This is a genomic window from Streptomyces sp. NPDC058195, assembly GCF_042883525.1.
In the GTDB taxonomy this organism is placed as follows: domain Bacteria; phylum Actinomycetota; class Actinomycetes; order Streptomycetales; family Streptomycetaceae; genus Streptomyces.
On sequence record NZ_JBHVVM010000032.1, the window covers coordinates 72332 to 96614 of the forward strand.

Annotated in this window: 26 protein-coding genes; 17 read left to right on the forward strand and 9 right to left on the reverse strand. The window is 72.3% G+C overall.

Features of this window, described 5'->3' with window-relative positions; genetic code table 11:
• Positions 1–55 precede the first annotated feature (55 nt).
• From ACFVWY_RS30370 to ACFVWY_RS30395, 6 genes are all read left to right on the forward strand, one after another.
• Positions 56–940, forward strand: a complete 885-nt coding sequence (locus ACFVWY_RS30370) for a hypothetical protein (RefSeq protein ID WP_389877992.1) — start codon at positions 56–58, stop codon at positions 938–940.
• A complete protein-coding gene (locus ACFVWY_RS30375) occupies positions 937–1752 on the forward strand; it encodes a hypothetical protein (protein ID WP_389877994.1) in 816 nt (271 codons plus the stop codon). The genes ACFVWY_RS30370 and ACFVWY_RS30375 overlap by 4 nt, the downstream gene beginning before the upstream one ends.
• On the forward strand, positions 1749–2684 hold the full coding sequence (locus ACFVWY_RS30380) for a hypothetical protein (RefSeq protein ID WP_389877996.1): 936 nt from the start codon (positions 1749–1751) through the stop codon (positions 2682–2684). The genes ACFVWY_RS30375 and ACFVWY_RS30380 overlap by 4 nt, the downstream gene beginning before the upstream one ends.
• Before the next feature lie 339 nt (positions 2685–3023).
• Positions 3024–3596 carry an FABP family protein gene (locus ACFVWY_RS30385; protein WP_389877997.1) on the forward strand — a complete coding sequence of 191 codons (573 nt, stop codon included), beginning with the start codon at positions 3024–3026 and terminating at the stop codon, positions 3594–3596.
• Between the two features lie 76 nt (positions 3597–3672).
• Complete coding sequence (locus ACFVWY_RS30390; protein WP_389877998.1) at positions 3673–4134, forward strand: Fur family transcriptional regulator; 462 nt, start codon at positions 3673–3675, stop codon at positions 4132–4134.
• 71 nt (positions 4135–4205) lie between these two features.
• Positions 4206–5171, forward strand: a complete 966-nt coding sequence (locus ACFVWY_RS30395; protein ID WP_389878000.1) for a YgfZ/GcvT domain-containing protein — start codon at positions 4206–4208, stop codon at positions 5169–5171.
• A gap of 8 nt (positions 5172–5179) precedes the next feature.
• Here ACFVWY_RS30395 and dtd read toward each other — a convergent pair whose 3' ends face one another.
• Positions 5180–5629: a D-aminoacyl-tRNA deacylase gene (gene dtd / locus ACFVWY_RS30400; RefSeq protein WP_389878001.1), complete on the reverse strand. Its 450-nt coding sequence runs from the start codon at positions 5627–5629 to the stop codon at positions 5180–5182.
• A 116-nt stretch (positions 5630–5745) separates the two neighbouring features.
• Between dtd and ACFVWY_RS30405 the strand changes: the two genes are divergently transcribed.
• The 4 genes from ACFVWY_RS30405 (at position 5746) to ACFVWY_RS30420 (ending at position 9605) form a co-directional block, all read left to right on the forward strand.
• Positions 5746–6360 carry an ABC transporter substrate-binding protein gene (locus tag ACFVWY_RS30405; protein WP_389878002.1) on the forward strand — a complete coding sequence of 205 codons (615 nt, stop codon included), beginning with the start codon at positions 5746–5748 and terminating at the stop codon, positions 6358–6360.
• Between the two features lie 47 nt (positions 6361–6407).
• Positions 6408–7400, forward strand: coding sequence for an asparaginase (locus ACFVWY_RS30410; protein WP_389878004.1), 993 nt, complete (start codon positions 6408–6410; stop codon positions 7398–7400).
• A gap of 228 nt (positions 7401–7628) precedes the next feature.
• A complete protein-coding gene (locus ACFVWY_RS30415) occupies positions 7629–8888 on the forward strand; it encodes a GNAT family N-acetyltransferase (protein ID WP_389878006.1) in 1260 nt (419 codons plus the stop codon).
• A 39-nt stretch (positions 8889–8927) separates the two neighbouring features.
• Entirely contained in the window at positions 8928–9605 is a 678-nt protein-coding gene (locus tag ACFVWY_RS30420; protein ID WP_389878007.1) for a TetR family transcriptional regulator, read from the forward strand.
• Between the two features lie 4 nt (positions 9606–9609).
• Here the strand turns inward: ACFVWY_RS30420 and ACFVWY_RS30425 are convergent, their stop codons facing one another.
• The 3 genes from ACFVWY_RS30425 to ACFVWY_RS30435 form a co-directional block, all read right to left on the reverse strand.
• Positions 9610–10134, reverse strand: a complete 525-nt coding sequence (locus tag ACFVWY_RS30425; protein WP_389878009.1) for a DUF2199 domain-containing protein — start codon at positions 10132–10134, stop codon at positions 9610–9612.
• Between the two features lie 79 nt (positions 10135–10213).
• Positions 10214–11131, reverse strand: a complete 918-nt coding sequence (locus tag ACFVWY_RS30430) for an oxidoreductase (protein WP_389878011.1) — start codon at positions 11129–11131, stop codon at positions 10214–10216.
• Positions 11132–11203: 72 nt separating this feature from the next.
• The gene (locus tag ACFVWY_RS30435) at positions 11204–12337 is read right to left on the reverse strand and encodes a MerR family transcriptional regulator (protein WP_389878012.1); all 1134 of its coding nucleotides are present in this window, start codon (positions 12335–12337) and stop codon (positions 11204–11206) included.
• 140 nt (positions 12338–12477) lie between these two features.
• Between ACFVWY_RS30435 and ACFVWY_RS30440 the strand changes: the two genes are divergently transcribed.
• Together ACFVWY_RS30440 and ACFVWY_RS30445 are read left to right on the forward strand one after the other, a co-directional pair.
• The gene (locus ACFVWY_RS30440) at positions 12478–12888 is read left to right on the forward strand and encodes a VOC family protein (RefSeq protein ID WP_389878014.1); all 411 of its coding nucleotides are present in this window, start codon (positions 12478–12480) and stop codon (positions 12886–12888) included.
• Positions 12889–12950: 62 nt separating this feature from the next.
• Entirely contained in the window at positions 12951–13595 is a 645-nt protein-coding gene (locus ACFVWY_RS30445; RefSeq protein ID WP_389878016.1) for a glyoxalase, read from the forward strand.
• Positions 13596–14062: 467 nt separating this feature from the next.
• On the opposite strand, the gene ACFVWY_RS30450 is transcribed toward ACFVWY_RS30445, so the two are convergent.
• Complete coding sequence (locus ACFVWY_RS30450; protein ID WP_389878018.1) at positions 14063–14755, reverse strand: TetR/AcrR family transcriptional regulator; 693 nt, start codon at positions 14753–14755, stop codon at positions 14063–14065.
• A 53-nt stretch (positions 14756–14808) separates the two neighbouring features.
• Here ACFVWY_RS30450 and ACFVWY_RS30455 point away from each other — a divergent pair, with 53 nt between their 5' ends.
• Entirely contained in the window at positions 14809–15927 is a 1119-nt protein-coding gene (locus ACFVWY_RS30455) for an FAD-dependent oxidoreductase (protein ID WP_389878020.1), read from the forward strand.
• Positions 15928–16488: 561 nt separating this feature from the next.
• Here the strand turns inward: ACFVWY_RS30455 and ACFVWY_RS30460 are convergent.
• Complete coding sequence (locus ACFVWY_RS30460; RefSeq protein ID WP_389878022.1) at positions 16489–16980, reverse strand: hypothetical protein; 492 nt, start codon at positions 16978–16980, stop codon at positions 16489–16491.
• 222 nt (positions 16981–17202) lie between these two features.
• On the opposite strand from ACFVWY_RS30460, the gene ACFVWY_RS30465 reads away from it, so the two are divergent.
• The 3 genes from ACFVWY_RS30465 to ACFVWY_RS30475 all read left to right on the forward strand — a co-directional run bounded on the left by ACFVWY_RS30465 (position 17203) and on the right by ACFVWY_RS30475 (position 18847).
• Entirely contained in the window at positions 17203–17628 is a 426-nt protein-coding gene (locus ACFVWY_RS30465; RefSeq protein ID WP_389878023.1) for a helix-turn-helix domain-containing protein, read from the forward strand.
• 118 nt (positions 17629–17746) lie between these two features.
• Complete coding sequence (locus ACFVWY_RS30470; RefSeq protein WP_389878024.1) at positions 17747–18397, forward strand: hypothetical protein; 651 nt, start codon at positions 17747–17749, stop codon at positions 18395–18397.
• 114 nt (positions 18398–18511) lie between these two features.
• Entirely contained in the window at positions 18512–18847 is a 336-nt protein-coding gene (locus ACFVWY_RS30475) for a DUF2516 family protein (protein WP_389878025.1), read from the forward strand.
• 114 nt (positions 18848–18961) lie between these two features.
• Here ACFVWY_RS30475 and ACFVWY_RS30480 read toward each other — a convergent pair whose 3' ends face one another.
• The 3 genes from ACFVWY_RS30480 to ACFVWY_RS30490 form a co-directional block, all read right to left on the reverse strand.
• The gene (locus ACFVWY_RS30480; protein ID WP_389878026.1) at positions 18962–20248 is read right to left on the reverse strand and encodes a PP2C family protein-serine/threonine phosphatase; all 1287 of its coding nucleotides are present in this window, start codon (positions 20246–20248) and stop codon (positions 18962–18964) included.
• Positions 20249–20715: 467 nt separating this feature from the next.
• Entirely contained in the window at positions 20716–21771 is a 1056-nt protein-coding gene (locus ACFVWY_RS30485; RefSeq protein ID WP_389878027.1) for an NlpC/P60 family protein, read from the reverse strand.
• A 216-nt stretch (positions 21772–21987) separates the two neighbouring features.
• Positions 21988–22764, reverse strand: coding sequence for a class I SAM-dependent methyltransferase (locus ACFVWY_RS30490; RefSeq protein WP_389878029.1), 777 nt, complete (start codon positions 22762–22764; stop codon positions 21988–21990).
• 195 nt (positions 22765–22959) lie between these two features.
• Here ACFVWY_RS30490 and mshA point away from each other — a divergent pair.
• Positions 22960–24283: D-inositol-3-phosphate glycosyltransferase (mshA, locus tag ACFVWY_RS30495; protein ID WP_389878031.1), on the forward strand; the 1324-nt coding region annotated here is incomplete at its 3' end.

Sequence of the window (24283 nt, forward strand, 5' to 3'; positions counted from 1 at the left end):
AGGGGGGTGCGCGGATAACGGAATCAGCGCCTCAGGTCTCGTGGGGGGACCTCAATTGGAATCAAAAGACACCATTTCTGATGACCAGGCCGACCAGTCCGATCAGCCCGACCAGCCTGCGGCGCTGAAGCCGGGCGAGCAGATCGAGCAGGCCGAGCAGATAGAGCAGACGGAACACGTCGAGCCGCCCGTCGCGCCCGTCGTGAAGCGCCCGCGCGGGCGCACGACGCTGTTCGTCGTCGCCGCCGCGGTGCTCGGCATCGCGGGCGGCACGGCCGTGGGCTACGACATCCAGGCCCGGCGCGCCCCGACCCCGCTGCCCGCCCTGTCGCAGCCCGGTCTGGCGTATCCGGCGAAGGCGCTGCCGCCAGGCAAGGCCCCCGAACCGCTGCCCGCGTCCCAGGACCGCAGGCTCAGGACGGACGGCGACCTCCGCAAGCTGATCGTGGACCGGCCCGCGGGCTGGAGCGACGACGAGCCCCTGGAGCTGGGCCTCATCGACGGCTGGGTGAGACCGGAGATCTATGCCCGCTCCTACGAGGAGGAGGGCAGCATGTACGAGTACTTCCTGGAGAACGACGTACGCCGGGTCGCGGGCGCCGCCTGGAAGCGCGGCCAGTACCGCACCGCCACGCTCCACCTCGTGCAGTTCCGCTCGTCGGCCGTCCAGGGGGCCCAGGACTTCGTCGAGGGCCAGCTCTCCTACATGCCCGGGAGCAAGAACGGCGCGGGCAGCGACGGCGACGCGATCAAGGGCAGCGGCAACGGCCGCTACTACCTCTACCGAGTCGAGCGGAAGCCCGGCTACATGCCGCTCCACCACGCCAGGGCCATCGTGTACCGGGGCGACATCGCGGCCGACATCCACATCTACGACACCGCGCCGATCAGCAAGAAGGACATCCGGACGCTGGCCGAGCGACAGCTGGAGCGCCTGTGAACGACGTGACCCCGCAGGTCAGCACACCCGAAGAGGACACCGCCGCCGCCCCGGCCGTCCCCGCCTCCCCGGGCTGGGGACGCAGGGCGACCGCCACGTTGCTCCCCGTCGCGACGGTGGTCGTCGCGGTGGTGCTCGCCTCCGCGTACACCAAGATCACGGTGGACGACGCCCCCCGCGGCACCGAGACCCGCCTCTGGGAGGAGCCCGCGCACAAGCCGGGCAAGGACCCCGCCGGTGATGTGGCGCGGGGCCGGGCCTCCACCGAGCTGAGCAAGCTGCTGCTGCCGGTCCCGAGCGGCTACCGGCTCGGCCCCGACAAGGGCGAGCTGGGCAACGACGGCGAGCGGAGCGGCAAGAGCGCGACCGCCGCCATGAAGCAGAACGCCCGGGGCCTCGCGGGCAAGAAGCGCCGCGTCTACGAGGAACGGATCGACAAGCTCCGTATCGAGGGCATCGCCGTCCGTACGTACACCGACGACAGCAACACCCTGATGATCAGCACCGAGATCACGCGGATGAAGGACAAGAAGGCGGTCCGCGGTCTCCACACCTTCAGGACGGACCTCTGGGAGTCCCTCGGTATCTTCCGGCAGGGGCCGAAGATCAAGGAGCACACGAAGAACGCCACGTGTTACGAGCTCCGCGAGGGCAGCGGGGACGACCTGGCGTCGCTGAACTGCTTCGCGTACGACGACGAGCTGAGCATCACCCTCACGGCGTCCGGCGCCAAGCCGTTCGACAAGGCGGCCGTCGCCGAACTCCTGAAGGACCAGCTCAACCACATCGCGTCCCCGGGGGAGTACGTATGACCGAGCAGACGACGCACACACCCGCCGAGGCCGCGCCGGACGCACCCACAGGCGCCCCGGACGCACCCGCCGCCGCGCCGGACGCACCTGTCGCCGCCCCGGACGCACCCGCCGAGGCCGAGCCGGGCACACCCGACGCGCCTGCTGCGGCAGGCCCCGTGCCCCCGGCGCCGAAGCCGCCGCGGCGGGTCCTGCGGGCCGTCGTCCGGTGGACCGTCGTGGCCGCGGTCTTCGGGGGGCTCGGTGCCGGTACGGCCTTCGGCATCACCTCGATGGAGCGCACCGACGTGCCCGGTCTGGCCACCGAGGGCGACGGCCGCTGGGAGTACCCCGAGCTCAGCCTGCCCGCGCTGCCGGCCGGTGCGCCCCGCCCGTACACCGACGGCAACGTCGCCGAGATCCACCACGCCGACCTGCGGCGCCTGCTGCTGCCCGCCCCGGCCGGGGCGACCGTGGACAAGAAGCTCGACGGCGGCTGGGTGAGCACGCAGACGTACCTCTCCGAGTACGTGAAGAGCGAGCGCTCCGGCCTCGCGCGGACGCTCAAGGACCTGGCCCCGCGCCACGTCGCCGCCCGCGGCTGGACGATGCCGGACGGCACCTCGACCCGGATCTACCTCGTCCGGTTCAACTCGACGGCCTTCGCCCAGTCCTTCATGGACGCGCTCACCGCCGACGGATCCGAGGTGCCCCTCACCGGGGCGCCCCGGACGGAGCTCGACGAGGGCTGGCACGGCGGCGGCAAGGTGGCGGGCACCTCGCCCTACGTCTACGACGAGGTGAAGCCGTACGGCGAGGCCCGGGTCCGCCAGGGTTACGTGGTCGCCGGGGACACGCTCGGCCTCGTCGTCCAGTCCCGCACGGGCAAGGAGAGCACCCGGAGCGTCCCGTTCCACCAGACGGTGATCCTGCAGACCCAGCTCCTGGGCTGACCGGCCCGGCCTTCCCCGAGGCCAGCCCCGGACCGGCGGGCCGGGCCCCAACCCATTAGGCTGGGGCCCGGCCCGTACTGCTGCCATAACGCTCGTTGCAAGGAGTCCCCGTGCTTGAGGCATTCTTCTCCGCCCTGCTGGTTCTGGTCTGCGTCGGCGTTCTCGCCTTCGTCGGCCTGAGCGTGAAGAAGCTGTACCAGGGTCAGCGCTGACCGTCGCGCGCATCCGGCCGCCGCGGGTACCCCCTCGCGGCGACGTGACGCCGCCTGCGTACCCGACGTGCCACGTGCGCAGCCACCCCCGCCCTCGCCCCCACCTCACAGATCGTCTGAGCCGCTCATGATCGAGATCCCGTCCGACCTCCACCCGGACCTCGTCCCGCTGGCCTTCCTCCTGGGCAACTGGGCGGGCGCGGGCGTCTCCGACTTCCCCGGCGCCGAGCAGTGCAACTTCGGCCAGGAAGTCACCTTCAGCCACGACGGCCGGGACTTCCTGGAGTACGTCTCGCACAGCTGGGTGCTCGACTCCGAGGGCAAGAAGGTCAGGCCCCTGGAGAGCGAGTCCGGCTACTGGCGCATCGACAAGGACCGCAAGGTCGAGGTCGTCATGGCCCGCGACCAGGGCGTCATCGAGATCTGGTACGGCGAGCTGGCCGACCAGAAGCCGCAGATCGACCTGGTCACCGACGCGGTGGCGCGGACCGCGGCCTCCGGCCCGTACAGCGGTGGCAAGAGGCTGTACGGCTACGTGAAGAGCGACCTGATGTGGGTCGGCGAGAAGGCCACCCCCGAGGTGGAGCTCCGCCCGTACATGTCGGCGCACCTGAAGAAGGTCGTCACCCCCGAAGAGGTCGAGGCGATGGCCAAGAACCTCGGCGACCTGCCGGACGACGGCATCGCCTTCTTCAAGTAGGCGGCACGGGAGGCGGGCCGTACGGGTTCTCCCCGTAACCGGCGGACGGGCGCTCACCCGGTCCTACACTGGGCGTGTGGTGAGCACCGACTGGAAGACCGATCTCCGCCAGCGCGGCTACCGGCTTACGCCGCAGCGGCAGCTGGTCCTGGAAGCCGTCGACACGCTGGAACACGCGACCCCCGACGACATCCTCTGCGAGGTGCGCAGGACCGCCTCCGGGGTGAACATCTCCACCGTCTACCGGACCCTCGAACTCCTGGAGGAGCTGGGTCTGGTCAGTCACGCCCACCTCGGGCACGGGGCGCCCACCTACCACCTGGCCGACCGGCACCACCACATCCATCTGGTCTGCCGCGACTGCTCGGACGTCATCGAGGCCGATCTCGGCGTGGTCGGCGAGTTCACCGCCAAGCTGCGCGCCGACTTCGGGTTCGAGACGGACATGAAGCACTTCGCGATCTTCGGCCGCTGTGCCGGGTGCACGGCGAAGGCGGGCGGTACGCAAGCGACGGCGGCGGACGGGCCCGCGACCTGACACCCGTCGCGGCCCGGCGGCGTCCGCGGCTCCCCGTCGGGCCCGCGCGGACCGCGTCGTACGCTGGTCGCATGAAGAGCCCCCTGCTGTCCCTGCCCGGCGCCGTCCCCGCCGAAGGCCGCGACGAAGGCGTCGCCGCGCACTACGGCGACCTGTTCCGCGAGCAGCGCGCCCTCGCCGACGGTTCCGGCCTCGTCGACCTCTCGCACCGCGCCGTCATCGCCGTCAGCGGCAGCGACCGGCTGTCCTGGCTGCACCTGCTGCTCACCCAGCACGTCAGCGAACTCGCCCCCGGCCACGCCACCGAGGCCCTGATCCTCAGTGCCAACGGACACATCGAGCACGCCCTCTACCTCGTCGACGACGGCGAGACGGTGTGGATGCACGCCGAGCCGGGCACCCAGGGCGAACTGGTCGCCTACCTGGAGTCCATGAAGTTCTTCTACCGGGTCGAAGTCGCCGACCGCACCGAGGACTTCGCCGTGGTGTACCTCCCGGCCGGCTCCCTCGCGAAGGCCCCGGACGGGGCGACGGTCCGGGAGACGGCGTACGGCCGGGACCTGTTCCTGCCCCGGGCCGACCTGGCGGCGTACGCGGCGGAGAACGGCCCGGTCGCCGGGATCCTGGCGTACGAGGCGCTGCGCGTGGAGGCGCACCGGCCGCGGCTCGGCTTCGAGACCGACCACCGCACCATCCCGCACGAGCTGGGCTGGATCGGCACCGCCGTTCACCTCCAGAAGGGCTGCTACCGGGGCCAGGAGACGGTGGCCCGGGTGCAGAACCTGGGCAAGCCCCCGCGTCGGCTGGTCTTCCTGCACCTGGACGGCAGCGAGGTCGTGCTGCCCGGACACGGCACCCCGGTCCGGCTCGCGGCGGACGGGGCGGAGGGACGCCAGCTGGGCTTCATCACCACGTCCGCCCGCCACCACGAGCTGGGGCCGATCGCCCTGGCCCTGGTCAAGCGGAACGTCGCGGTGGACGCGGCGCTGCTCGCCGGGGACACCGCCGCCGCCCAGGAGACGGTCGTCGAACCGTAGGGTGCGGATCAGACCTCGACGAGGACGGTGAACGGGCCGTTGTTGGTGAGCGAGACGCGCATGCTCGCCCCGAACCGGCCCGTCTCCACCCGTGCGCCCAGCGCCCGCAGCTGCGTGACCACCTCGTCGACCAGCGGCTCGGCGACCTCGCCGGGCGCCGCCGCGTTCCAGGTGGGCCTGCGTCCCTTGCGGGCGTCCCCGTAGAGAGTGAACTGCGAAATCACCAGAAGCGGCGCATTCACATCGGAGCAGGACTTCTCACCCTCCAGGACCCGGAGAGACCAGAGCTTCCGGGCGAGCTGGGCCGCCTTCTCCGGGGTGTCGTCGTGGGTGACTCCCACCAGCGCACACAGTCCCTCGCCGACGATCTCGCCGACCACCCGGGGGCCGTCCGCCCCCTCCGCGCCGTCGTTCACCATGACGCTCGCGCCGTCCACCCGCTGTATCACCGCACGCATACAGACCAACCTATCCTGGGCTGAACGGGTACAGAGCATCCACACGGGCCCCGGCCAAGTGGCACCATGCTCGAAGGCGGTGCGCCGACGCACCGGTCGAGGGGATGGACACAAGCATGAGTACCTATGGAACCGGGCAGTCCCCCGGCGCCGTGCCGGTCACGCACACCGGCGCCGGTGCCAGCACCAGCACCATGCGCCCACCCGTGCAGCGTACCGGCCATGGTTCCGGGGACGCGCAGTCCGAACCGGGCACCCCGCATCTGGGCACGCTGCGGCTGCCGGAACTGCGCACGCTCCGCCGGGAATCGCAACGCGACGAGGCCGACCTCAGCTACGTCCGCCGACTGGTCCAGGGCCGGATCGACATCCTCCGGGCCGAGCTGGCCCGGCGGCTGGCCCCGGAGACGCCGGTGCTCGACCGGCTCTCGGAGATCCTCACCGACACCCCGTCCCGGCACCGCTCCTCCGCCCGGCACGTCACGCTCACCACGCCGCGCAGCGACGAGTACCGCCGTCTGGCCGCCGAGACGCTCGCCGAGGTCGAGCTCTCCGACCTCGACGCCCGTACGGACGAAGAGCTGCACGCCGCGATGGGGCGCCTGGTCCACTACGAACAGCAGGTCTCCCGCCGCCGCCACCGGCTGCAGCGCACCGCGGACGATTGCAGCGCGGAGATCACCCGCAGGTACCGTGACGGGGAAGCACAAGTAGACGACCTGCTCGCCTGAAGCGACCCTTCCGGGAGCGGGTCCGCCCGCCCCCGGAAGGCTCACCCATGTCCTCCAGCGCCGCCCCCGCCGCTCCCTCTGCCCCCCGCACCGCAGCCCACGAGCCTCCCGTCCTGGCCGAGGTCGTACGTTCCGGCTTCGTGGAGGGCCACCACCGGGGCTCGCTGGTCGTCCTGGCCGCCGACGGCAGTGTGGAACGGGCCCTGGGCGACCCGACGGCGCCGGTCTTCCCGCGCTCCTCCAACAAGCCGATGCAGGCCGCGGCCGTGCTGCGGGCCGGGCTCGACCTGTCGGGGGAGCGGCTGGCCCTGGCCGCCGCGAGCCACTCCGGCGAACCCTTCCACCTCGAACTCGTGGCCACGATGCTCGCCGAGCACGGACTGACGCCCGGCGACCTCCAGACCCCGCCGGACCTGCCGCTCGACCCGGTGGAGGCGGAGACGTACCTCGCCGCGGGTCGCGTCCGCGAGCGGATCACCATGAACTGCTCCGGCAAGCACGCGGCGATGCTCGCGGCCTGCGCGCTCAACGGCTGGGACCAGGCGGGCTACCTCGACCCGGCGCACCCCCTTCAGCGGCTGGTCCACCAGGTCGTCGAGGAGGCTGCCGGGGAGCCGGTCACGGCGGTCGGCACGGACGGGTGCGGGGCGCCGCTGATGGCGATCAGCCTGGTGGGCCTGGCGCGGGCCTTCCGCAGCTTCGTGCTCGCGGAACCGGGGACGGCGGAGCGCCGGGTCGCCGACGCGATGCGGGCCCACCCCGAGTACGTGGCCGGAACGCGACGCCCCGACACCTGGCTGATGCGGGAGGTGCCCGGCGCGCTCTCCAAGATGGGGGCCGAGGCGGTGCAGGCGGTGGCGCTGGCGGACGGCCGGGCGCTGGCCTTCAAGGTGGACGACGGGGCGACCCGGGCGCTGGGCCCGGTGCTGGCCCGGACGCTGCGCCTGCTCGGCGTGGACGCTCCGGTGATCGGCCGGATCGGCCGCGCCCCGCTGCTGGGCGGCGACGGAGAGGTCGGCGAGATCCGGGCGGCTTTCTGAGTGGTGGTGTGCTGGCGGGCGGCGTTCTGGGCGGTGGTGTGCTGGCAGGTGGCTTTCTGGGCGGTGGTCTGCCGACGGACGGCCTTCTGAGTGGTGGTGTGCTGGCGGGCGGCTTTCTGGGCGGTGGTCTGCCGACGGACGGCCTTCCCGGCACGTGGCTGGGTCCGGCGTCCGGGCGGGGGGAAATCCGGGCGACAGCGCGGACCCGGGGCACCTAGCGTGGCGCGCATGGCTCTCGACGTCCGTACGATCACCGCTGCCGACTTCCCTGACTGGATCCGCGCCAAGCACGCCGGATTCCTGCGACCGGTCACCGACGAGGAGGTGGCCGACGAGGCGCGGGGGCGGCTCGCGTACACCGACTTCGCCCGGACCCAGGGCGCGTTCGACGGCGGGCGGTGCGTGGCCACGTACCGCTCCTTTGCGCAGGAGCTGACGGTCGTCGGCGGGGGTGTGGTGCGGGCCGACGCGGTCTCCAACGTCACGGTCCTGGCCACGCACCGGCGTCGCGGGCTGCTCCACCGGATGATGAGCACGGACCTCGCGCAGGCGAAGGAGCGCGGCGAGGCCGTCGCCACCCTGATCGCCGCCGAGTACCCGATCTACGGGCGGTTCGGCTTCGGCCCGGCGGCCTGGACGACCGAGTGGGAGATCGACGTGCTGAGGAGCGGTCTCGACCCGCACCGGCCGGTCGCCTCCGGGCCGGACGGCGGCCGGATCGACCTGATCGACGGCGCGGCCGTACGCAAGACGGGCCCGGCGATCCACGAGCGGCTGCGTGCCCGCCAGCACGGGATGACCGACCGGGACGCCCGCTGGTGGGAGGTGAACACCGGTGAGAACCTGGTCGGTCCCCACAGCTGGAAGGACCTCTTCTACGCCGTCCACAGCGACGCGGACGGCGAGCCGGACGGCCTGGTCGCCTACCGCACCGACAACCGCTGGAGCGACGCCAAGCAGCCGGTGAACGCCGCCACGGTGACGGGCCTGATCGCCGCCACTCCGGCCGTCGAGCGCGCGCTGTGGCACTTCGTCTGCTCGATCGACTGGATCACCACGGTCCGCTCCGGCTACCGCGCCCCCGACGACCTGCTGCCGCTCTTCCTGCCGGACCCGCGGGCGGCCCGCGTGGTGACCCAGGCCGACTGGCTGTGGGTGCGGGTGCTGGACGTCGTGCGCGCCCTGGAGGCCCGGACGTACGCGGTGCCCGGCACGCTCGTCCTCGACGTCCACGACGACGCGGGCCTGGCCGGTGGGCGCTACCGCCTCGAAGCCTCCGCCTCCGGCGCCGCGGCCTGCGCCCCCACCACCGACGACGCCGACCTCGCGCTCGACGTGCGGGAGCTGGGCACCCTCTACCTCGGCGACGAATCCCCCGTCCGGCTGGCCGCGCTGGGGCGGATCGAGGAGCGCGTGCCGGGCGCGGTGGCACGTGCCGAGGGAATGTTCCGGGCGGCGCGGCGGGCCTGGTGCCCGGACGTGTTCTGACGCGGCGGGTGCCGGGCCCGCCGCGTACGCTTCGGAGCCATGGACGTGGGCGGGAGCGTGGACGGGGACGTGGGCGGGGACGTGGGTGCCGGGCGGTCCGGGGATGAGCGGCTGGGGCTGCGGGAGCGGAAGAAGCGGCTGACCTACCAGGCGGTCTCGGACGCCGCGATCGCGATGTTCCTGGAGCGGGGTTTCGACCGGGTCTCGGTGGCGGAGGTGGCGGCCGCGGCGGGCATCTCCAAGCCGACGCTCTTTCGCTACTTCCCGGCCAAGGAGGATCTGGCCCTGCACCGGTTCGCCGACCACGAGGACGAGTCGGCCCGGGTGGTGACCGGCCGTGCGGACACCGAGTCCCCGCTCGACGCCCTGCGCCGCCACTTCCTGGACGGCCTGGCGCGGCGCGACCCGGTGACCGGACTCTGCGATGTGCCGGAGGTGCTGGCATACCAGCGGATGCTGTACGCGGCGCCCTCCCTGGTGGCCCGCATGTCCGCCTACCAGAGCCGCTCGGAGGCGGCGCTCGCCGGTGCGCTGGGCGACCGGATGCAGGACCGGCTGGCGGCCGGACAGATCAGCGCCGTCCTGCGTGTCCTGGCCCTGGAGAACTGGCGGCGGATGGACGCGGGGGAGCACGCGGACCAGGTGTACGGGGAGGCGGTCGAGGCGGCCGGGCTGGCCTTCGCGCAGCTGAGGGACGGGCTGGGGGAGTGGAAGTAGCCGCTCAGCCCGCGGTGCCCCCGTCGCCGTGCAGGACCGCTTCGGCGATCTCCCGCACCCGGTCCAGGGTGATGCCGGTGCGCTGTTCCACGGCCAGCGGGTGATCGGTGGGCTCCAGCTCGACGCGGGGGCGCAGGCCGATCGGGCGGGTGTGGGCGTTGGTCTTGAGGTTGGTGGTGCGGGGGGAGTACAGCCCCAGCTCGGTGCTCAGCCAGCCGAAGTACGGCGGCTCCGCCTCGCGGCCGGGGGCCTGCCACCGGTCGAGGGCGCGGCCGAAGTTCTCCCGGCTGAGCGAGACCCACACACCCCAGGAGAAGGGCTCCGGGCTGCCGGACACGGGTATCTCGATCAGGCCCTTGATGAAGTAGTGCTCGTGTCTGACGATGCACTGGTCGGAGGAGAGCATGCTGTCGGGATCGCTCTCCAGGCTCGCGTCCCAGACGTCGGGCGCCATGGTCGAGTACCCCATGGGGAGTTCCGCGTGGTGTTCGCCGCAGCGGGAGCAGGTGTAGCCGGGGTCGATAGCCATGGGCGGATCCTAAGTGCTGTCAGGGACACGGCCGTGGGCTCGGGGCCGAGCCCACGGCCGTGACCAGGCGCTGTCGTGCTCAGCCGCGGCGGCCGAGCAGGTCCATGTCCTCCTCGTCGAGGTCCAGCTGCCCGGCGGCCATGTTCTGCTCCAGGTGCGCGAGCGAGGCGGTGCCGGGGATCTGGACGATCGAGGGGGAGCGGGCCAGTCCCCAGGCGAGGGCGACCTGGTGTTCGGTGGCACCGTGCCGCGCGGCCACGGTCCGCATCTCCTCGCTGTCGAGCGCGGTGTGCCCGCCGCCGAGCGCGAAGAACGGCATGTACGCGATACCGGCGTCCGCGCAGATGTCGACGAGCGCGGCATCGGTCTGGTCGCGTACGCCGAATCGGTTCTGCACGGCGACGACCGGGGCGATCGAACGGGCCTCGGCGAGCTGGCCGGACGTCACGTTGCTGACGCCGAGCTGCCGGATCAGACCCTCCTCGCGCAGGGCGGCCAGCACCTCGAACCGCTCGCCGAGCGAATCGGCGATGCCCGCGCCCAGGCGGCCCACGCGCAGATGCACCAGGTCGAGGGTGTCGACCCGCAGATCCTCCAGGTTCCGTTCCACCTCCGCGCGCAGCTGGTCGGGGCGGGCCTCGGCGTACATCTCGCCGGTCTCGTCCCGCAGCGGGCCGACCTTGGTGGCGATGACGACGTCCTGGGCGTACGGGAACAGCGCCTCGCGCAGCAGGTCGTTGGCCCGGTGGGTGGGGGAGAAGTAGAAGGCGGCGGTGTCGATGTACCGCACCCCGAGCTCCACCGCGCGCCGGGTGACGGCCACGGCCTTCTCGGTGTCGCCCGCCGGGCCGCTCCACCGGCCGGGCAGTTGCATGGCGCCGAAGCCGAGCCGGGGGACGGTGACCGTACCGCCCAGCGCGAAGACGCCGGGGCCAGTGGTGCCGGGTGCGGAAAGCGGGCCGGGGCCGGGGGGCGGGGTGTTCTGCGAGGCGTTCATGAGGTGCAGCATCGCTCACAGATGCTGAAGCGTCGCCTCCGTTTACGTGCGGTGCCAGGGAGGCCGTCCGGGTCAGCCCACGACGTCGGCGACCACGCAACTGACGTTGTCGGGCCCGCCGGAGTCGTTGGCGAGGCCGACGAGCGCGCGGACGGCCCGCTCGGGCTCCGGTGTCCCGGAGAGGACCCGGTGCAGCGCGTCGGACGGGACGACGGTGGACAGGCCGTCCGAGCACAGCAGGTACCGGTCACCTGGGCGGGCTTCCTGGAGGCGCAGGTCGGGGGTGCCGTCGGCACCCTGGCCCAGGGCGCGCCGGAGCAGCGAGCGCTGCGGGGAGGAGGCGGCCTCCTCCGGGGTGAGGCGGCCCTCGTCCACGAGCGACTGCACCAGGGTGTGGTCGTCGGTGATCCGGAACAGTTCCCCCTCGCGCAGGAGGTAGGCGCGGGAGTCGCCGATGTGGACGAGGGCGAGCTGTGATCCGGTCCAGAGCATCGCGGTGAGCGTCGTTCCGGCTCCGGTTCCGGCCCCGGCTCCGGTTCCGGCCCCGGGTCCGGGTCCGGACCCGAGTTCGGAAGGTGCGCCTGTGCTGGGTTCGGTTCCGGCGATGTCCCGTACGGCTCGCGCGGCCTGCTCGACGGCGTCCTCCAGGGCGTTGAGCAGGCTGCCCGCCGGGATGCCGCCGGTTTCCAGGTGCTTGAGCGCGTCGACGGCGGCGGCGCTCGCGGGGGCGCCCGCCCCGCCGAATCCGTCGGCGACGGCGAGCAGCCGGGAACCGGCGTACGCGGTGTCCTGGTTGTGCTCGCGGACGAGCCCGGTGTCGGAGAGAGCGGCGTAACGGATCTCCAGTGGGGCGGTGACCGGGGTCATGGCGGGGTCCTTTCGTGACAGGTGGTCGACGAGGAAGGCCGCCAGGTCGCGCCGTGCGGCGGTGTCGGCCTCGGCCTGGGCCCAGAACGAGCGGATCTCCTGGGCGGCCTGGTCCGGCTCCAGCGCGCAGACCCGCTGGATGCGGGCCAGGGGCATCCCGAGCCGCCGCAGCCAGGCGACCAGCCGGGCCCGTTCCAGTTGCGCGGGCGCGTAATGGCGGTAGCCGGTCACGGGGTCGACCCGGGCGGGAGGCAGCAGCCCGAGTTCGTCGTAGAGCCGCAGGGCCTTCGGCGACAGCCGGGACGCCTTCGCGAACGCCCCGATGGTCAACAGGTCCATGCCTCTCCTTCCTCGTGCCGGACGCGGCGCCCGGCTCCACCGATGCTGCGGGCTCCCCCAGGGGCAAGGTCAACCGGCGCCCCTGAACCGGTCAGGAATCGAGAAGCACGGCCCCCGGCGCCGTCCCTAATCTGCCGGACATGGACATCACCATTCACACGAGCTTCCTTCCGCACGACGATCCGGAGGAGTCCCTCGCCTTCTACCGCGACGTCCTCGGCTTCGAGGTCCGCAACGACGTCGGCCAGGGCCGGATGCGCTGGATCACGGTGGGCCCCGCCGGGCAGCCCGGCACGTCGATCCTCCTGGCCCCGCCCGCCGTCGACCCCGGGGTCACCGAGGACGAGCGCCGCACCATCGCCGAGATGATGGCCAAGGGGACGTACGGCTGGATCCTGCTGGCCACCCCCGACCTCGACGCCACGTTCGAGAAGGCGCAGGCCGGTGACACCGAGGTCGTCCAGGAGCCGACCGAGCAGCCGTACGGCATCCGCGACTGCGCCTTCCGTGACCCCGCGGGCAACCTGGTCCGCATCCAGGAAGTCCGCTGACCCGGCCGACCGGTCAGGAATCGAGAAGCCCCGACAGCCCGGCCGTCCCTAGCGTGAGAGCCATGACCACCACCACCACGTCCACCACGTCCGTCGCGTCCGTCACCCTTGAGGTGGCCGATCCTGAGGCCGCCCGCCGCTTCTACACCGCCTTCGGCGTGGAGTCGCGCATCCGGCTGCGGGCGTCCGGGGCGCCCTCCACCGGATTCCGCGGCTTCACCCTGGCGCTCACGGTCTCCGGACCCGCCACCGTCGACGCCTTCGTCGCCGCCGCCGAGGGCGCGGGCGCCACGGTGCTGAAGCCCGCCGCCAGGTCGATGTGGGGCTACGGCGGTGTCGTCCGGGCCCCGGACGGCACGATCTGGAAGGTCGCCACCTCGGCGAAGAAGGACACCGGCCAGGCCACGCGCGAGATCGACGAGGTCGTCCTCCTGCTCGGTGTCGAGGACGTGAAGGCGAGCAAGCAGTTCTACGCCGGCCTGGGCCTGACCGTGACCAGGAGCTTCGGCGGCACGTACGCCGAGTTCGCCGCCGACGGCTCCGACCCCGTCAAGCTGGCGCTGTACAGGCGCCGCGGCCTGGCCAAGGACCTCGGCGTCCCCGTCGACGGCACCGGTTCGCACCGCGTCACCCTCGGCGGCGCCGCCGCCCCCTTCACCGACCCGGACGGATTCACCTGGGAGCCCGCCGGGCCGTTTGCCTCGTAACGGAGACGAGGAGCGGCGGCCGTCGTGGTGGGACGGCCACCGTGGGGGACGGCCTGGTCCACCCTGATGGTGCGGCCCTCGGCGGCGTACGGCGCGGCTGGCCCGATGCCGGGTCAAGCGGCGTACGGGGCGGCTGGCCCGATGCCGTGGGCCTTGGACCGGACGCCGGAGCGCCGACAGCGCCTCCAGGTAGGCGAGCAGTCCGAGGCGTGCGCGCCGCACGTGCTCCACCGGCCCTCCCGCCTGTGGCGTGGAGGTGAGCAGCGGCGCGTGATCCCGCTCCAGCCGGGAACCGGCCCCACGTGCCTGCGGGTCGTCGACGACCCGTACCCCCGGACTGACGCGGTCGGGGGCGATCCCCGTCGCCGGGCCGTGCGATGAAGGGGCGGCGGCACGGGCCCGCACGGCCCGTGGACACCGGCACCGCCCCCGCCCCCACCTCGCTCCCGTACGGCAGTGGCTGAGCGTCACGCCGACGGAAGGGCGAGTCTGGCGGCCACGGCGTCGAGGACCCAGTCCAGGCCGGTCGCGAAGGACGTCTCGGCGTCCACGTCCGTGCCGTCGTGTACGGCCTTGGCCAGCGCCGGGAAGCGGCCCGTGGCCAGCATCCCCGTCACATGCGGACCGGAGGCGCGCTGCCAGTCGTGCTCGGACAGCCCTGTGGCGCGCTCGGCCCGCAGGTTCGCGATCTCGCGCCTGATCGCGCCGGTGAAGTAGGCGCTGACCGTCTCCACGGCGCGCAGGACGGTGTCGATGTCGGCGAGGCCGTCGAGGGCGGCCAGCGTGGCCTCGGTCACGGCGAGGCCGTTCGGGCCCAGGGACGGGCGCCCGCCGAGCAGGTCGGCCAGCCATGCGTGGCGCAGCGCGGCCTGTCTGGTGCGGTGGGCGAGGCCGCGCAGCGCCTCCCGCCAGTCACCGGGCTGTTCCCCGGGGAGAATCTCGGCCTGGACCTCGTCGACCATGAGGTCGAACAGCTCCTGCTTGGTGGAGATGTATCCGTACAGCCGCATGGGGCCGGCGTTCAGCCGGGCGGCCACCTTGCGCAACGACACCGCCTCCAGGCCGCCCTCGTCGGCCAGCGCGACGGCGGCGGCGACGATGCGGCCCCGGTCGAGCGGCACGGGGCGAGTCGGCGGCTCCGGCCGGTCCCACACAGTCATGGTCACATCGTACTGTTGCGATGCAGTGTATTGAATAAATACAGTGTATCGGCATGAGCTATCGCATCGCTGTGGTCGGAAGCGGTCCCGCCGGTCTTTCCTTCGCCCGTGTCCTGCACCGCCATGGTCACCCCGTCACCGTCCTCGAACGCGATCCCGCCCCCGACGCCCGCCCCCCGGGCGGCACGCTGGACCTGCACGAAGGGCTGGGCCAGCTCGCACTGGACAAGGCGGGGCTGCTGGCGGAGTTCCAGACGCTGTCCCGCCCCGAGGGACAGGCCATGCGCATCCTGGACACGGCCGGGACCGTCCTGCGCGACTGGCAGCCCCGTCCGGGCGACCGGGCCCATCCCGAGATCGACCGCGGGCAACTCCGTGACCTGCTGCTCGGCCCGCTTGACGTCCAGTGGGGCCGGGACGTGACACAGGTGGCGCCGGGGGCCCGGGACGGCGTACTGGTCCACTGCGCGGACGGGTGGCAGGGGACGTTCGACCTCGTGGTCGGCGCGGACGGCGCCTGGTCCCGGGTCCGCCCGGCGGTCTCGCCGGTGACGCCGCACTACACCGGTGTCACCTTGGTCGAGACCTCCCTGAACGATGTCGACACCCGCCACCCCGGCCTCGCCCGGCTGATCGGCGACGGTTCCGTAGCGGTGTACGGCGTGAACCGCGCGCTCGTCGCGCAGCGCAGCAGCAATGGCCACATCAAGGTGTACGCCCAGTTCCGCGCGCCGCTGGACCGGCACGCGAACCTGGACCCGGCCGACGCCGAGGCCGTGCGGTCGAGCCTGCTGGCCCTGTTCGACGGCTGGGCCGCCCCCGTCCTCGACCTCCTCCGCCACGGCACCGCTTTCGCCCACCGCCCCCTCTACGTCCTGCCCGTGTCCCACACCTGGGCCCACGTCCCCGGGGTGACGCTGCTGGGCGACGCCGCCCATCTGATGCCTCCCCTGGGGGCGGGCGCGAACCTCGCGATGCTGGAAGGAGCCGAACTCGCCGAGTCCCTCGCCACCGGCTCCGGAGGTCGGGACGAGGCCGTCCGCGCCTTCGAGGAACAGATGTGGGCGCGGGCCAGCAGATGGGCGGAGATCACGATGTCCGGTCTGGAACGCCTCGTGAGCCCGGACCCCGCCGAAGCCCTCGCCCTCTTCGACCAGGTCCAGCCGTCCTGACGGTCGAGCGCGGGAGCACACCGGCACGTGCCATTCATGGTGGAACCAGTTTCGAGCGATCCCCGGGATCACGGCGTCCGTGACCGCTCTCCTGCCGGCCTCCCCTGGTGGCACCGCCGGATCCGCAGCTGACCTTGAGGTCCTCCGGGGACAGCTACCGATCGACGTCGACGGGAACTCCACGCATGTGCATCCGGGCCTTCAGGAACTCCATCTCCGGCAACGTCCCCACCAGACCACCGTGGCTCAGTTCCCCAACCAGTTCACGAGCCCGCGACAACGAGGCTGCCGCGACCTCCCGAAAGACCTTCAAAGCTGGGACGAGACTGGGAACCGAACCGACCAGCCGCAGTCTGACGGACCCATGCGCTGCGAGGAGAGCCGCCCGGACATCATCAGGTGCTGGTCCCGGACCAGCGTGTTCGCACAGGTAGGTGCCACAGGACCCGCAAGAGAACTCCGAATCCCACCACAACTCATCGCGAAGGACGAACTGGTTCACTTGCCGCACCGCCATGCTGCCGCACGCGCAAGGCGATGCGATCTTCGCGGTCTGACCAGTCACCCGGGCTCACCGACGTTCCACTCCTGAGGCAGATCCTCGCCGCAGAAGACGCATACGAAGTCCTCCTCCCGCACGATGTTGAGCTCCCGGCAGGAGTGGCATCGGCGAAAGACGACCTCGTGCGTGAATCCGGGCGGCCGATGGATCCCGATCCGATCCAGAGCCTTGGCCACGGCGGGCCATGAGCTGATGTCCGGGCAGTAGCCGGTCGACTGGTTGCTGACCTCCTCGACCACCCACCACCCGGACTCCTCGCGGAAGCTGATCTCACCGGCGCTCAGGACCTCTCCGCCGTCGGCACACACCACGTGCTCACTGCGGCGCGGAGCCAGTCGCAGCACCCCGTCGCCATCGACGACGAACGTGAACGGCTCGGCCAACTCGTCCAGGGTCAGCGCCGAGACCCACTCGCCGAAGTCTGCCGCCGAGTGGATGCTCCGACCCTCACCACCCGCCCGGACGAGCTCCTTCAGCTCAGCTGGACCCACATACCGATACCTCTGCCCCCGTGCCTCCACGCACACCAACCTAGTGGCTCACACAGCCAGGGCCTGGGGGACTACCGTTCGGCGACTACGGGCGACTGGTGACAGAAACCCCTGCGAAGTGACAGTCATCGCTGCGAGTCACACGGGGCCGGGGGAGTGGTGTAGCGCACTTTTGCAAGCGTCTGCTTGCAAAAGTTAGCAAGGGGGGCGCACCATCGGGATATGGCATCACTCAACGTCGGCAATCTCGGGGAGTACCTGCGCGAGCAGCGGCGCAACGCGCAGTTGTCGTTGCGGCAGCTCGCCGACGCCGCCGGGGTGTCCAATCCCTACCTCAGTCAGATCGAGCGCGGGCTGCGCAAGCCGAGCGCCGAGGTGCTGCAGCAGGTCGCCAAGGCGCTGCGGATCTCCGCCGAGACCCTTTACGTGCGGGCCGGAATTCTGGACGAGCGGGAGCGGGAGGAGCTGGAGACGCGGGCGGTGATCCTCGCCGATCCGTCGATAAACGAGCGGCAGAAGAGCGTGCTGCTCCAGATCTACGACTCCTTCCGCAGGGAGAACGGTTTCGAGCCCGGTCCCCGGACCGGCGACGAACCGGTAACGGACGCCAGTGCCGACGCGGCCACAGGGCCTGCCGAGCCCTCGTAGCCGTCGGTGCCGCGGGCGGCCGTCCCGGCTTCGCCGACGGCTCCTTCGACCCCTTCGATTCCTCCAACTCCAGAAGAAGACCTCGCACCGAGCCTGATGATCCGGGAGGACCACAGTCATGGCCATCACCGATGACCTGCGCAAGACCCTCACCGACCCGACCCCCCTCTACTTCGCCGCCGGTACGGCCGATCTCGCCGTCGAGCAGGCGCGCAAGGTCCCGGCGCTGCTCGACCAGCTGCGTGCCGAGGCGCCGGAGCGCATCGAGGCCGTACGCAACACCGACCCCAAGGCCGTGCAGGAGAAGGTGACCACGCAGGCCAAGGAGGCGCAGGCCACCGTGCAGGCCAAGGTCACCGAGGTGATCGGCGCCTTCGACAGCGACCTGCGCAAGCTCGGCGAGAACGCGCAGGACCTGGCGCTGCGGAGCCTGGGCGTGGCCGCGGAGTACGCGGTACGGGCCCGGGAGACGTACGAGAAGGTCGCCGAGCGCGGCGAGCGCACCGTGAGGCACTGGCGCGGCGAGGCGGCCGAGGAAGCCGTCGAGATCGCCGTGGTCGTCGAGCCGCGCCGGGAGTCCGGCCCGGTGCGCACCGCGAAGAGCGGTCCGGCGGGTACGGCGAAGACCGCCTCGGCGGGTCCGGCGAAGAGCGGTCCGGCGAAGGCCGCGCCCGCGGCGAAGCCCGCTCCCAGGGCCGCCGCGCCCGCCCGGAAGGCCCCGGCGCGCAAGCCCGCCGCGAAGAAGACCACTCCGCCGAGCGCGAAGTAGCGCCGCTCAGCAGGTTTGCCGCAGGGCGAGGGCCGGGCATCTATCAGAGGTGTCCGGCCCGTTGCCCCGGTACCTTGGCGACGAGCGCTCATCCACTATTAGGCGGTACACACCATGTTGCTCACAGGATTCAGCACATTCGTCGGGCTGCTCTATCTGCTCATGCTGGTGCTGGCCGTGGTCGCGCTGATCATGGCGGCGATGGCGCGCGAGGACGCCTACCGGGCCGCCGACAAGCAGAAGAAATCGTTCTGGCTGCTCATCCTCGGGATCACCGTCGCGGTGAACCTCTTCGTGCCGATGCTGTTCCTGCAGCTCGCGGGTGCGGTGGCCTCCATCGTCTTCCTGGTGGACGTGCGGCCCGCGCTCCAGGCGGTCGCGGGCGGGCGTGGTCGGCGCGGCGGCTCCAGCAGCGACGGCCCGTACGGCCCCTACAACGGCGGACGCTGAGCGCGCACCGCAGCGGCCCCGGGACCGCGCCGGTCACCGGGCCCCTCACCGGGCCGGATTCCGCCGCCGGTACGGGACGGTCAGCCGGGCGTGACGGTCACCGGGGCGTGATGGTCACCGGGATGAGGCGGTCACCGGGAGGCGGGCGTTCTCGACGTCGCGGTCGAGCAGGAGGACCGCGACGTCGTCGGTCAGCTCGCCGCCGTTCAGCTCCCGCACCTGGGCGACCGCGGCCTCCAGAAGGTCCTCGCCGGTCAGCCCCTCCGCCAGCTGCCGGTTGATCATCGCGACCATGCCGTCCTGGCCCAGCCGCTGACCGCCGTCCTGGCCGACCCGCCCCTCGATCAGCCCGTCCGTGTACAGCATCAGGCTCCAGTCGCTGCCCAGCTCCACCTGGCGGCGGGGCCAGCGGGCGTGCGGGAGCAGCCCCAGGGCCGGGCCGCCGTCCTCGTACGGGAGGAGCCGCGCGCCCTGCCCGTGCCGGGCGAGCAGCGGGGCCGGATGACCGGCCAGGCAGAGACCGGCGTTCCTGCCGTCGGGGGTGATGTCGACGGTGCAGAGCGTCGCGAAGATCTCCTCGCTCTCCCGCTCGTGCTCCAGGACCTGCTGAAGGGTGGCGAGCAGTTCGTCGCCGCAGAGCCCGGCCAGGGTCAACGCCCGCCACGCGATGCGCAGTTCCACACCGAGGGCCGCCTCGTCGGGGCCGTGCCCGCAGACGTCGCCGATCATCACATGGACGGTGCCGTCGGGGGTGCGGACGGTGTCGTAGAAGTCCCCGCCGAGCAGGGCGCGGCTGCGGCCGGGGCGGTAGCGGGCCGCGAAGCGCAGGTCGGAGCCTTCGAGCAGCGGGGTGGGCAGCAGCCCGCGTTCGAGGCGGGCGTTCTCCTGGGCGCGCAGCGTGGACTCGGTGAGCCGACGCTGGGCGACATCGGCGCGCTTGCGCTCGACGGCGTACCGGATGGCGCGGCTGAGCAGCCGTCCGTCCAGTTCGTCGCGGCAGAGGTAGTCCTGGGCGCCCACCCGTACCGCCGCGGCGGCCAGCTCGGTGTCGTTCTCCGCGGTGAGGGCGAGGACGGCGTGGCGCGGGGCGATCCGCAGGACGTGCTCAAGGGTGGCGAGCCCGTCCGCTCCTGCCGCGCCGCTCCTGGCGGCCCGGGTCTCGCTGCCGGTGGGCAGGGAGAGGTCCAGCAGTATGCAGTCGACGTCGTCCGTGAGGAGCCGTTCCGCCTCGGTCAGGTTGCGGGCGGTACGGACGCGCACCCTCGTACCGGCCGCGGCCGGGAGCTCGGGGGCGGTGAAGGTGCCCGCCGGGTCGTCCTCGATCACCAGGAGGGTGAGGACGGCGTCGTGGGAGGCCTCCGCAGCGGCGTCGGCATCGTGCTGCGGTACGGGTACGGGCATCGGTTCGGTTTTCCTTCCCTCCCCCCGAGGGCACGGCGGAACGACGATCGACGATCCGCCAGACGGGGACGATAGCGGTCTGTGCCGGGGGAACGGAATGGCGTCCCGCGGCCGGCCTCGGGCCTGCGCACCGGCATAAGCCGCGTCAGGTCACGGAACCGGCACGCCGGACCAAGGAACGGGCTGCTACCCGGACATGACAAAGGTCACGCGGTCGCCGGACGGCGGGTGGCGCGGGTCACTCCCCGTCGGCGGGTGCTCCGCCGCCCCGGTTCACCGGACGTGACGACGGCCCTCCGGCCGGTGCGCACGGCTCGCAGGCGCTCAGGCCCCTCAGGTGCACCGACCTGGCCCGCCAGCCGGAGCGAACGGCCCGGCGGGCGGCCCGCACACTCCTCGGCCCGCACACCCTCCGGCCGCACACCCTCCGGCCGCCCACCCCTCCGGCCCGGACGGCCCCGGCCCGGCTACTTGTCCGGGCGTACGACGCCGAGTATCTGCATCGAGCCCGCGCCCGCCAGCGTCACGTTGCGGCCGGGGCGGGGGGAGTGCACGATCGCGCCGTCACCGACGTACATGCCCACATGGCTGGCGTCGGAGTGGTAGATGATCAGGTCGCCGGGGCGCATGTCCTTGATGGCGATGCGCGGCAGCAGCCGCCACTGCTCCTGCGAGGTGCGGGGGATCGGCCGACCGGCCGCCGACCAGGCCTGTGACGTGAGCCCCGAGCAGTCGTACGAGCCGGGCCCTTCCGCGCCCCATTCGTACGGCTTGCCTATCTGGGAGGTCGCGAAGGCCACCGCCTGCTTGCCGCGGGCGCTCGCCTCGCGGTTGATGTCCTGCAGGGCGCCGGAGCTGAGCCAGGCCGTCTGCTGCTGGTACGCGGCCTGTTCCTCCAGCTTGAGCAGGCGGGCCCGCTCCTCCTTCTTCAGCCGGGACTCCAGCTTCTTCGCCGCGGCGATCTGGGCGTTGATCCGCTTCTTGGCCTTGGCCTGCTTGACCCGGCCGGCTTCGAGCTTCTTCCAGTTGATGCTCGCGTCCTTGGTGTACGTCTCCAGGTCCTCCTGGGTCCTGGTCAGTTCACCGAGCACGCCCTGGGCGGCCTGCTGGCCCTCCCGGACCCGGCTCACGCCGTCCAGGAAGAGCTGGGGGTCGTCGCTGAGCATCAACTGCGCGCTGGGCGGCAGCCCTCCGGTGCGGTACTGCTCGCGGGCCTGGGCGCCCGCCTGCTCCTTGAGCTCGGTGATCTTCGCCTGGCCGACGACGATGGAGCGGGCCAGTTTCACGATCTCGGTGGACTGCTTCTCGGCCTGTTCCTCGGCGAGGTTGTACGCGTCGGTGGCCGCCCCGGCCTTGCGGTAGAGGGCGTCGATCTCCTGGCGGACCTCTTCGAGGGTCTTCTTCGGCGCCCCGGCCGAGGGCGACGGCGGTGTGGGCGCGGCGAGGGCCTGGACCGGCGTGATGAGCACGGACAGCGCGCAGACCAGAGTGATCGCGGCTGAGGCACAGTGACGTCGGTTCACGAGAGATACCCCTCCGAATAAATCTGATTTACCGTCAGTAACTTTTCGCCGATGTCGAGATCGTGCCATGCCGTACCGAAAAGCAACAGGGGCGCACGGCAGCTGTCCTGACGGTCGCTTCCCCCCGGTGCCACTTCCCCCTGCTCCCCCTGCTCCCCTCTCCCTGGACGAACGGAGCGCCGTTCCCGTTCCCGCCAGAAGTGAGGCGGTGGGGACCTACGGGTTCGGCCGGAGGGCGGCCCACTCCACCGTGACCTCGCCCTGCCGCCACCGCCGTACCCCGTCGGCCAGCGGCCAGTCGCCCGACAGCGAGCGCACCGCCGTGATCCAGCGCTGCCGGGCGCCCAGTGAGGCGTACGGGGACGCCGCGGCCCACGCCCGGTCGAAGTCCCGCAGGAACGCGTGGACCGGCTCGCCCGGCATATTGCGGTGGATCAGCGCCTTGGGCAGGCGTTCCGCCAGGTCGGAGGGGCGGTCCAGGGAGGCGAGACGGGCCGCGAACGTCACCGTGCGCGGACCCTCGGGGCCGAGCGCCACCCATACGTGCCGCCGCCCGATCTCGTCGCAGGTGCCCTCCACCAGCAGCCCGCCCGGCGCCAGGCGGGCGCACAGCCGCTGCCAGACCGAGGCCACCTCGCCCTCCTCGTACTGGCGCAGCACGTTCGCGGCGCGGATGAGGTCGGGGCGCTCGGGCAGCGGGATCTCGAAGCCGCCGTGCAGGAAGGTCAGGCCCTCGCACTCGTACGGCTTCGCCGCCGCGACCCGCTCCGGATCGATCTCGATCCCGGCCACCGCGGTGCGCGGCTCGGCGGTGCGCAGCCGGTGCAGCAGCTCGACGGCGGTCCAGGGGGCGGCACCGTACCCGAGGTCGACGGCGACGGGGTGGTCGGCACGGCGCAGGGCCGGGCCGTGGGTGGCGGCGATCCAGCGGTCCATGCGGCGGAGCCGGTTCGGGTTGGTGGTCCCGCGGGTCGCGGTGCCGATGGGGCGCATGACACCGAGCGTAACGATTCCGCGGAGCGCGTTGAGGGGCGAGCCGCCTGTGCGCGTGGTGCGCACCCGGCGTGCGCCTGCCGCACCGTAATGATTTGGTAAAGCGGAAATGAAAGGGGAAATTCCGATGTTGCTGCCCTTGGCAGGGGCTCGGTCCCTCCGCCGTCATGCCCTGGATGAGGAGGACCGGACGACGTGAGTCAGTACGTCTCCCGGCTCGGCAGTGGCCGCGCCGCGCCGCGCCGCAGGTTCTCCGCCGCGTTTCCCGGCGGCCACCGCAAGCCCCGCCGTATCGCGATGCTCTCCGTGCACACCTCGCCGCTCCACCAGCCGGGCACCGGCGACGCGGGCGGGATGAACGTCTACATCGTGGAGCTGGCCCGGCGGCTCGCCGCGATCGGCATCGAGGTCGAGATCTTCACCCGGTCCACCACCGGCGGGCTGCCCCCGTCGGTCGACCTGGCCCCCGGCGTCCTGGTCCGGCATGTCGACGCGGGGCCGTACGAGGGCCTGGCCAAGGAGGAGCTGCCCGCCCAGCTCTGCGCCTTCACGCACGGCGTGATGCAGGCATGGGCCGGTCAGCGCCCCGGCTACTACGACCTGGTCCACTCCCACTACTGGCTTTCCGGCCATGTCGGCTGGCTCGCCGCCCAGCGCTGGGGCGTCCCGCTCGTCCACGCCATGCACACCATGGCGAAGGTCAAGAACGCGGCGCTCGCCGAGGGCGACACCCCCGAGCCGGCCGCCCGCGTGATCGGCGAGACCCAGATCGTGGACGCGGCGGACCGTCTGATCGCCAACACCGCCGAGGAGGCGGACGAGCTCGTCCGCTTCTACGAGGCCGATCCCGCGGCCGTCGCCGTCGTCCACCCCGGCGTCAACCTGGACCGCTTCCGCCCCGCCGACGGCCGGGCCGCCGCACGGGCCCGCCTCGGGCTGCCGCGGGACGCCCTGATCCCGCTCTTCGCGGGCCGGATACAGCCGCTGAAGGCGCCCGACGTGCTGCTGCGGGCGGTCGCGGTGCTGCTGGACGAGAACCCCTCGCTGCGCGGACGGATGGTCGTGCCGATCGTCGGCGGCCCGAGCGGGAGCGGGCTCGCCAAGCCGGAGGGGCTGCAGAAGCTCGCGGCGCGGCTGGGCATCGCCGACGTCGTACGGTTCCAGCCGCCCGTCGGGCAGGAGCAGCTCGCCGACTGGTTCCGGGCCGCGTCCGTGCTGGTCATGCCCTCGCACAGCGAGTCCTTCGGCCTGGTCGCCATCGAGGCGCAGGCGGCGGGCACGCCGGTCGTCGCGGCGGCCGTGGGCGGACTCCCGGTGGCCGTGCGGGACGGGGTGAGCGGTTTCCTGATACCGGGGCACGACCCGGCGGCGTACGCGCGGGCGCTGGCCCGGTTCGCCGCCTCGCCGGAGCTGGTCACCCGGATGGGCGCGGCGGCCGCCGCGCACGCCGGGGGCTTCGGCTGGGACACCGCCGCCGCCGCGACCGCCGAGGTGTATACGGCCGCGATGCAGGAACACC

What these genes read in the sequence shown, in the direction of transcription:
- ACFVWY_RS30440 (WP_389878014.1), top strand. Translation starts at nt 12,478, where the DNA reads ATGGACATCACCATTCACACGAGCTTCCTTCCGCACGACGATCCGGAG.
- ACFVWY_RS30465 (WP_389878023.1), top strand. Translation starts at nt 17,203, where the DNA reads ATGGCATCACTCAACGTCGGCAATCTCGGGGAGTACCTGCGCGAGCAG.
- ACFVWY_RS30380 (WP_389877996.1), top strand. Translation starts at nt 1,749, where the DNA reads ATGACCGAGCAGACGACGCACACACCCGCCGAGGCCGCGCCGGACGCA.
- ACFVWY_RS30470 (WP_389878024.1), top strand. Translation starts at nt 17,747, where the DNA reads ATGGCCATCACCGATGACCTGCGCAAGACCCTCACCGACCCGACCCCC.
- ACFVWY_RS30395 (WP_389878000.1), top strand. Translation starts at nt 4,206, where the DNA reads ATGAAGAGCCCCCTGCTGTCCCTGCCCGGCGCCGTCCCCGCCGAAGGC.
- ACFVWY_RS30415 (WP_389878006.1), top strand. Translation starts at nt 7,629, where the DNA reads ATGGCTCTCGACGTCCGTACGATCACCGCTGCCGACTTCCCTGACTGG.
- ACFVWY_RS30450 (WP_389878018.1), bottom strand. Translation starts at nt 14,755, where the DNA reads ATGACTGTGTGGGACCGGCCGGAGCCGCCGACTCGCCCCGTGCCGCTC.
- ACFVWY_RS30490 (WP_389878029.1), bottom strand. Translation starts at nt 22,764, where the DNA reads ATGCGCCCCATCGGCACCGCGACCCGCGGGACCACCAACCCGAACCGG.
- dtd (WP_389878001.1), bottom strand. Translation starts at nt 5,629, where the DNA reads ATGCGTGCGGTGATACAGCGGGTGGACGGCGCGAGCGTCATGGTGAAC.
- ACFVWY_RS30385 (WP_389877997.1), top strand. Translation starts at nt 3,024, where the DNA reads ATGATCGAGATCCCGTCCGACCTCCACCCGGACCTCGTCCCGCTGGCC.
- ACFVWY_RS30420 (WP_389878007.1), top strand. Translation starts at nt 8,928, where the DNA reads ATGGACGTGGGCGGGAGCGTGGACGGGGACGTGGGCGGGGACGTGGGT.
- ACFVWY_RS30425 (WP_389878009.1), bottom strand. Translation starts at nt 10,134, where the DNA reads ATGGCTATCGACCCCGGCTACACCTGCTCCCGCTGCGGCGAACACCAC.
- ACFVWY_RS30480 (WP_389878026.1), bottom strand. Translation starts at nt 20,248, where the DNA reads ATGCCCGTACCCGTACCGCAGCACGATGCCGACGCCGCTGCGGAGGCC.
- ACFVWY_RS30475 (WP_389878025.1), top strand. Translation starts at nt 18,512, where the DNA reads ATGTTGCTCACAGGATTCAGCACATTCGTCGGGCTGCTCTATCTGCTC.
- ACFVWY_RS30410 (WP_389878004.1), top strand. Translation starts at nt 6,408, where the DNA reads ATGTCCTCCAGCGCCGCCCCCGCCGCTCCCTCTGCCCCCCGCACCGCA.
- ACFVWY_RS30445 (WP_389878016.1), top strand. Translation starts at nt 12,951, where the DNA reads ATGACCACCACCACCACGTCCACCACGTCCGTCGCGTCCGTCACCCTT.
- ACFVWY_RS30435 (WP_389878012.1), bottom strand. Translation starts at nt 12,337, where the DNA reads ATGGACCTGTTGACCATCGGGGCGTTCGCGAAGGCGTCCCGGCTGTCG.
- ACFVWY_RS30430 (WP_389878011.1), bottom strand. Translation starts at nt 11,131, where the DNA reads ATGAACGCCTCGCAGAACACCCCGCCCCCCGGCCCCGGCCCGCTTTCC.
- ACFVWY_RS30405 (WP_389878002.1), top strand. Translation starts at nt 5,746, where the DNA reads ATGAGTACCTATGGAACCGGGCAGTCCCCCGGCGCCGTGCCGGTCACG.
- ACFVWY_RS30455 (WP_389878020.1), top strand. Translation starts at nt 14,809, where the DNA reads ATGAGCTATCGCATCGCTGTGGTCGGAAGCGGTCCCGCCGGTCTTTCC.